Origin of the sequence: Streptomyces sp. NPDC050422, from assembly GCF_044458665.1 — a bacterium.
Taxonomy (GTDB): domain Bacteria; phylum Actinomycetota; class Actinomycetes; order Streptomycetales; family Streptomycetaceae; genus Streptomyces.
This window is the reverse complement of record NZ_JBITIE010000050.1, coordinates 1-6949: the sequence shown is the minus strand read 5'-3', so window position 1 is coordinate 6949 and position 6949 is coordinate 1. Positions and strand designations below refer to the sequence as shown.

Sequence of the window (6949 nt, the reverse complement as noted above, 5' to 3'; positions counted from 1 at the left end):
GCCCCCCCCCCCCCGCCCCCCCGCCGCGCCCCCCCCCCCCCCCCCCCCCCCCCCCCCCCCCCCCGTTACGGGAAGGGGCGGGGAGGGGACAAGGCCCGCCGCAGGCGCCCCCCAACCCGCACCCCCCAACCCGCACCCCCCACACCTCGCCCCCACACCTCGCCACACACACCCGGCCGGGCCAGGCCGCGCCCCCGCCACCCCGGCGGTAGGCTGACCTCGCCCGTTCCACGAGGCATGAACAAGATCAACTGAACACGCCGGAACACGCACCACCCACCGCACTGCTGTGCACTCCCCCCGCCCGCCCGAAGGGACACCACCCCATGCCGCTCGAAGCCGGCCTCCTGGAGATCCTGGCCTGCCCGGCCTGCCACTCCCCCCTCGACGACCGGTCCGCGGCCGACAGCCCCGAACTGATCTGCACCGGCACGGACTGCGGCCTGGCCTATCCCGTACGGGACGGCATCCCGGTCCTCCTCGTCGACGAGGCCCGCCGCCCCGCGTAGCAGGGCCCCCACCCCGCACGGTGATCGGCACGTGATCGGAGGACCGTCCCCATGCTCGACGAGTCGTTGCTCGACGCCCCGGAAGCCCTGGCCCGAGCCGACCGCCGCGGTCTGCTCCGCGGCGCCGCCGAGGCCGGGGCCCGGGTCCGTACCGCCGCCCGGCACGCGACGGAGGCCGGGATCACCGCGCTGAACCCGGAGGGCCGCCCGCGCGCCGTCCTGGTCGCGGGCTCCGGCACCGCCGCGACCGGCGTCGCCGACCTGATCGCGGCCCTGGCCGGGGCCTCCGCGCCGGTCACGCGCATCCACCCGACCGGCGTCGCCCCCGCCGCGGGCGCGATGCGGTGGACGCTGCCCGGCTGGGCCGGCTCCGTCGACCTGCTCCTCATCGCCACGGCGGACGGCTCCGAACCCGGCCTCGCCCTCCTCGCCGAGCAGGCGTACCGACGCGGCTGCACCGTCGTGGCCGTGGCGCCCCGGCAGTCACCCCTGCGCGAAGCGGTCGACGGGGTGCACGGCCTCGTCGTACCGATGGCCTCCGCCCCGCACGGCGAGTACGACGCCGAAACCTCGGCCGCCGGCCCCGGGACCCTGTGGGCCCTGTTCACCCCACTGCTCGCACTGCTCGACCGCGTCGGCCTGGTCACCGCGCCCGCCGAGGCGCTCCAGGGCGTCGCCGACCGCCTGGACCGCACGGCGGAGCGCTGCGGACCGGCGATCGCCACGTACAGCAACCCCGCCAAGACCCTGGCCGCCGAACTCGCGGACAGCCTGCCCCTCATCTGGACCGAGGGCGACGCCGCGGGCCCGGTCGGACGCCGCTTCGCCGCGGTCCTGGCCGAACTCTCTGGCCGCCCGGCCCTCGCCGCCGAACTCCCCGAGGCGCTCCCCGCCCACGGCGCCCTGCTGGCCGGGACCTTCGCCGCCGGAGCCGACCCCGACGACTTCTTCCGCGACCGGGTCGAGGAGTCCGAACCCCTCCATGCCCGGGTCGTCCTGCTCCGCGACCGGCCCACCGGCGGGCTGAGCGCAGCCCCCGCGGCCCGCGAACTGGCCCTGGGCCACGAGACGGCGATCAGCGAGCTGGAACCGGAGGAGGGCAGCAGGCTCGAAGCCCTCGCCGAACTCCTCGCGGTCACCGACTTCGCCGCCGTCTACCTGGCCCTCGCCTCGGCAGCCCGCGCCTGAACCACCGCACCACCCCGCGCAGCGGGCAGCACGCGCGGTACCCACGCTTCCGGTACACGCCACACATCTCACACAGCACGAGGACGAATTCCATGGACCGGCTCTCCAACACCGTGCGCCCGTACGCCTGGGGCTCCACCACCGCCATCCCGGCCCTGCTCGGCGTCGCCCCGACCGGCGAGCCGCAGGCGGAGATGTGGATGGGCGCCCATCCCGGCGCGCCTTCCCGGATAACCCGCACCGGCGCTTCCGGCGCCTCCGCGCCCGCCGCAGCGCCCCCCGGCGAACAGGCCCTCACCGACGTCATCGCCGCCGACCCGGCCCGTGAACTCGGTCAGGCCGCCGTCGACAAGTTCGGCCCCCGCCTCCCCTTCCTCCTCAAGCTGCTCGCCGCCGGAGCGCCGCTCTCCCTCCAGGTCCACCCCGACCTCGCCCAGGCGCAGCAGGGTTACGCGGACGAGGAGCGCCGGTCCGTACCGATCGACGCCCCCCACCGCACGTACAAGGACGCCAACCACAAGCCCGAACTGATCTGCGCGCTCACCCCCTTCGACGGCCTGTGCGGCTTCCGCCGGCCCGTCGAGGCAGCCGAGGCGATGGAGGGGCTGGGCGTCGACTCCCTCAAGCCGTACGCGGATCTGCTGCGCGCCCACCCGGAAGAGGCCGCCCTGCGCGAGGTCCTCACCGCGATCCTCACCGCGGACCCGGCGGAGATGGCCGAGACGGTCGCAGCCGCTGCCGCCGCCGCCGAACGGATCGGCGGCGCCTACGCCCCGTACGCCCGCATCGCCCACAACTTCCCCGGTGACGCCGGGGTCATCGCGGCCATGCTGCTGAACTACGTACAACTCCAACCGGGAGAGGCCCTGTTCCTCGGCGCCGGAGTCCCGCACGCCTACCTCGACGGCCTCGGCGTCGAGATCATGGCGAACTCGGACAACGTGCTGCGCTGCGGACTGACGCCCAAACACATCGACGTGCCCGAACTCCTGCGTATCGTCCGCTTCGAGGCGACCGAACCGGGGATCCTGCGCCCCGAGGCGGCCCCGTCCGGCGAGGAGTTGTACGAGACGCCGGTCGACGAGTTCCGTCTCTCCCGCTTCGACCTCTCACCGGGCGCGGCGCCGGTCGACCTGACCGCGGCCACGCCTCAGATCCTGCTCTGCACGGCGGGCGCACCGAAGGCCGGCGATCTCGGTCTCGGGCCGGGCGAATCGGTCTTCGTACCGGCGGGGGAGAAGGCCGAAGTGTCCGGTACGGGTACGTTGTTCCGCGCCACTGTGGTGGCCTGACGTACCGTCCGCACCAGCGACTGCAACAATGTCCGGCCGTACCGCGGCCGCCGGAGCCGCAGCACCGAAGAAGGGACACCAGGCACCCATGAGTGCGTCAGGCGGAACCAAGGCGATCGTGGCGGCACTCGGCGCCAACCTCGCGATCGCAGTGGCCAAATTCGTGGCGTTCCTGTTCAGTGGCTCGTCGTCGATGCTCGCGGAGAGCGTCCACTCGCTCGCCGACTCGGGCAACCAGGGGCTGCTGCTGCTCGGCGGCAAGAAGGCCCAGCGCGAGGCCACCCCCCAGCACCCCTTCGGGTACGGGCGCGAGCGCTACATCTACGCCTTCCTCGTCTCTATCGTCCTGTTCTCGGTCGGTGGCATGTTCGCGGTGTACGAGGGCTACGAGAAGATCAAGCACCCGCACCAGATCGAGGCCTGGTACTGGCCGGTCGGCGTTCTGATCTTCGCGATCATCGCCGAGGGCTTCTCCTTCCGTACGGCCATCAAGGAGTCCAACGAGACCCGCGGCGCCCTCTCCTGGACGGAGTTCATCCGCCGGGCGAAGGCCCCCGAACTCCCCGTCGTACTGCTCGAGGACTTCGGCGCACTCATCGGCCTGGTCCTGGCCCTCGCCGGCGTCGGCCTGGCCATCGGCACCGGTGACGGCGTCTGGGACGGCATCGGCACCCTCTGCATCGGCATCCTGCTGATCGTCATCGCGATCGTCCTGGCGGCGGAGACCAAGTCCCTGCTGCTCGGCGAGGCCGCCGGCACCGACCAGGTCGACAAGATCAAGGCGGCGGTCGTCGACGGCGACACCGTCACCGGCATCATCCACATGCGTACGCTCCACCTCGGCCCGGAGGAGCTGCTGGTCGCCGCCAAGATCGCGGTCCAGCACGACGACACCGCCACCGAGGTCGCCAACGCCATCAACGCCGCGGAGTCACGCATCCGTGAGGCGGTGCCGATCGCGCGCGTCATCTACCTGGAGCCGGACATCTACAACGAGGCGGCGGCCGCGGCCGGCGTCAACCCGGCCAAGCAGGTGGGCGGAGCACCGGCCGGACTGACGGCCGACGGCGCCCCCGGCGACACCCCCGACACCCCGGCCGACCCGAAGGAATCCGGTCACTGACCGCCCCCGTTGCGCCGACGAGGCCGCTTCCGGACCCGGTGGACTGGGAGCGGCTGGGCCGTTCGGTGTAGATTCGTCAGCAGTGTCAGACGTCGCTGCTGATGGCGGTCGATCGGTCCGTACGCGGGACCGGCCGAGGGAGAGAGGGCCTCCGACGGACTGCACTGCGAGCCGCTCGGGCATTCGTGTGCCCACCGCGTGCCGCAGAGCCGCCCACCCACCCTCGACCCATCACGAGGAGCAGCCCGTTATGACGACGGTCGCCAATCGACAGGACTTCAAGGTCGCCGACCTCTCCCTCGCAGCCTTCGGCCGCAAGGAGATCACCCTCGCCGAGCACGAGATGCCCGGCCTGATGTCGATCCGCAAGGAGTACGCCGCCGCGCAGCCGCTGGCCGGTGCCCGCATCACCGGTTCGCTGCACATGACCGTGCAGACGGCCGTGCTGATCGAGACCCTGGTCGCGCTGGGCGCGGAGGTCCGCTGGGCCTCCTGCAACATCTTCTCCACCCAGGACCACGCGGCCGCAGCGATCGCGGTGGGCACTGACGGCACCCCGGAAGCCCCCGCCGGCGTCCCGGTCTTCGCCTGGAAGGGCGAGTCGCTGGAGGAGTACTGGTGGTGCACGGAGCAGGCGCTGACCTGGCCGAACACCCCCACCGGCGGTCCGAACATGATCCTCGACGACGGTGGTGACGCCACCCTCCTCCTTCACAAGGGCGTGGAGTTCGAGAAGGCGGGCGCCGCCCCGGACCCGTCGACGGCGGACAGCGAGGAGTACGCGTACATCCTCACGCTGCTGAACCGCACGCTCGGTGAGTCGCCGCAGAAGTGGACGCAGCTGGCCTCCGAGATTCGCGGTGTCACGGAGGAGACCACGACCGGTGTGCACCGGCTGTACGAGATGCACCGTGACGGCACCCTCCTGTTCCCGGCGATCAACGTCAATGACGCGGTCACCAAGTCGAAGTTCGACAACAAGTACGGCTGCCGCCACTCGCTGATCGACGGCATCAACCGCGCCACCGACGTCCTGATCGGCGGCAAGACCGCCGTCGTCTGCGGCTACGGCGACGTGGGCAAGGGGTGCGCGGAGTCCCTGCGCGGCCAGGGCGCCCGAGTGATCATCACCGAGATCGACCCGATCTGCGCGCTGCAGGCGGCGATGGACGGCTATCAGGTCGCCACGCTCGACGATGTCGTGGAGCAGGCCGACATCTTCGTCACGACGACGGGCAACAAGGACATCATCATGGCCGCCGACATGGCCCGGATGAAGCACCAGGCCATCGTGGGGAACATCGGGCACTTCGACAACGAGATCGACATGGCCGGTCTCGCGAAGATCGACGGTGTCGTCAAGGACGAGGTCAAGCCGCAGGTCCACACCTGGACGTTCCCCGACGGCAAGGTCCTCATCGTGCTGTCCGAGGGCCGCCTGCTGAACCTGGGCAACGCGACCGGTCACCCCTCGTTCGTGATGTCCAACTCGTTCGCGGACCAGACCCTGGCCCAGATCGAGCTGTTCACCAAGCCCGAGGAGTACCCGACCGACGTCTACGTGCTGCCCAAGCACCTCGACGAGAAGGTCGCCCGTCTCCACCTCGCCGCGCTCGGCGTGCGGCTCACGACGCTCCGCCCCGAGCAGGCCGCCTACATCGGTGTCGAGGTCGAGGGCCCGTACAAGTCCGACCACTACCGCTACTGACACCTTCACCACCTGCGACGGCCTGCCGGTGACCAGGCACTCCACTACCGGTCGGTGAAGACCGGCCACCGGCAGACCCCGCAGGGTCTGCGGACGCGAGCGCGTCCGCAGACACGGTGACCACTCAGCAGCAGCTACGAACGCAGGCCCCCGCACCCCCGTGCCGGGGGCCTGCGCCGTACCGCACCCGCACAACCCGAGGAACCCGAAGGACCCCATGCCACGCGGCCGATATTCGCTCCACGATCTCCACGACCACACCCCCCTCGGTGAAGAACACTTCCACTGCGCACCCGGCCCGTCCGGCTGGCGCTACGTCTCCCAGACGACCGCCCCGTCCGGCGATCACCTCGGATCCGTGGACCTCACCCTCGACGAGCTCGGCCGCCCCATCCGTCTCGAACTCCATGCCGCGAGCTGGCAGGTCCGCGGTGCCGCCCTCGAAGGCGTCACCTGGGTCCGCACCGACCCGAGCGGCACTCACGCCACCGAAGGCAATGTCCGCGCCCACGCCTTCAGCGGCATGTCTCCCGCATTCCTCATCGCCACCGCACGCCTCCTGCGGCTCACCCCCACTTCTCCGGCCACCCGACTCCGCGTCGTCACCTTCACGGACCCGGTGCTCGCCCCCCGTACCGCCGACCAGTCCTGGGCCCTGGTGAACAGTGAAGCGCACCCCACTGACAACGGCCCTCTGACCGTGGACGCGTACCAGGTCAGCGCCCTGGACACCGGCGAGCAGCACACGGTCCACATCGCAGGAGACGTGGTCCTCTCGGCCCCCGGCATCGAGCTCGAAGAACTGGAATCCCCGCCCTCGGACCGGTAGGACCTGCCGGGCGCCACCCGAGGAAGCGCCGGACAGGCCGCAGCTAGGGCCTCTCGTTTGGATCATGCCGGGCTCGCGGGGCCCGGTGCGCACACCTGCGGCGTTGTCGTCGGTCGCCAATGCTCCGCAGTGACTCGCTCCTCCGCCTTGCAGTTGCACGCACCGGGCCCCGCTCCCTGATCCGGCCTGATCCAAACGAAAGGCCCTAGTGACCTGAGTCGGAGTTTTGTCGTTGGTTGGGTATGAGTCGTCCGGGTCCGAAGATTCCGCCGTTGTCGGTGACCGATGCCCAACGGGCTG

6 protein-coding genes are annotated in these 6949 nt (G+C 71.3%); all 6 read left to right on the top strand.

The window, feature by feature from the left end:
* The first annotated feature begins 326 nt into the window (after positions 1-326).
* The 6 genes from ACIBJG_RS38520 to ACIBJG_RS38495 all read left to right on the top strand — a co-directional run bounded on the left by ACIBJG_RS38520 (position 327) and on the right by ACIBJG_RS38495 (position 6649).
* Positions 327-509: a Trm112 family protein gene (locus tag ACIBJG_RS38520; RefSeq protein WP_148018973.1), complete on the top strand. Its 183-nt coding sequence runs from the start codon at positions 327-329 to the stop codon at positions 507-509.
* 51 nt (positions 510-560) lie between these two features.
* Positions 561-1697 (top strand): SIS domain-containing protein, encoded by a 1137-nt coding sequence (locus ACIBJG_RS38515; protein WP_399314977.1) that lies wholly within the window; start codon positions 561-563, stop codon positions 1695-1697.
* 92 nt (positions 1698-1789) lie between these two features.
* Positions 1790-2989: a mannose-6-phosphate isomerase, class I gene (manA, locus tag ACIBJG_RS38510; protein WP_399314976.1), complete on the top strand. Its 1200-nt coding sequence runs from the start codon at positions 1790-1792 to the stop codon at positions 2987-2989.
* A gap of 88 nt (positions 2990-3077) precedes the next feature.
* Complete coding sequence (locus ACIBJG_RS38505; RefSeq protein WP_399314974.1) at positions 3078-4112, top strand: cation diffusion facilitator family transporter; 1035 nt, start codon at positions 3078-3080, stop codon at positions 4110-4112.
* Positions 4113-4362: 250 nt separating this feature from the next.
* A complete protein-coding gene (ahcY, locus tag ACIBJG_RS38500; RefSeq protein ID WP_399314973.1) occupies positions 4363-5820 on the top strand; it encodes an adenosylhomocysteinase in 1458 nt (485 codons plus the stop codon).
* Between the two features lie 217 nt (positions 5821-6037).
* Entirely contained in the window at positions 6038-6649 is a 612-nt protein-coding gene (locus tag ACIBJG_RS38495) for a hypothetical protein (RefSeq protein ID WP_399314971.1), read from the top strand.
* Positions 6650-6949: the final 300 nt, after the last annotated feature.

Bases quoted from the DNA above. Each gene is read 5' to 3' on its own strand.
- ACIBJG_RS38520 (WP_148018973.1), top strand. From the start codon at position 327: ATGCCGCTCGAAGCCGGCCTCCTGGAGATCCTGGCCTGCCCGGCCTGC.
- ACIBJG_RS38515 (WP_399314977.1), top strand. From the start codon at position 561: ATGCTCGACGAGTCGTTGCTCGACGCCCCGGAAGCCCTGGCCCGAGCC.
- manA (WP_399314976.1), top strand. From the start codon at position 1,790: ATGGACCGGCTCTCCAACACCGTGCGCCCGTACGCCTGGGGCTCCACC.
- ACIBJG_RS38505 (WP_399314974.1), top strand. From the start codon at position 3,078: ATGAGTGCGTCAGGCGGAACCAAGGCGATCGTGGCGGCACTCGGCGCC.
- ahcY (WP_399314973.1), top strand. From the start codon at position 4,363: ATGACGACGGTCGCCAATCGACAGGACTTCAAGGTCGCCGACCTCTCC.
- ACIBJG_RS38495 (WP_399314971.1), top strand. From the start codon at position 6,038: ATGCCACGCGGCCGATATTCGCTCCACGATCTCCACGACCACACCCCC.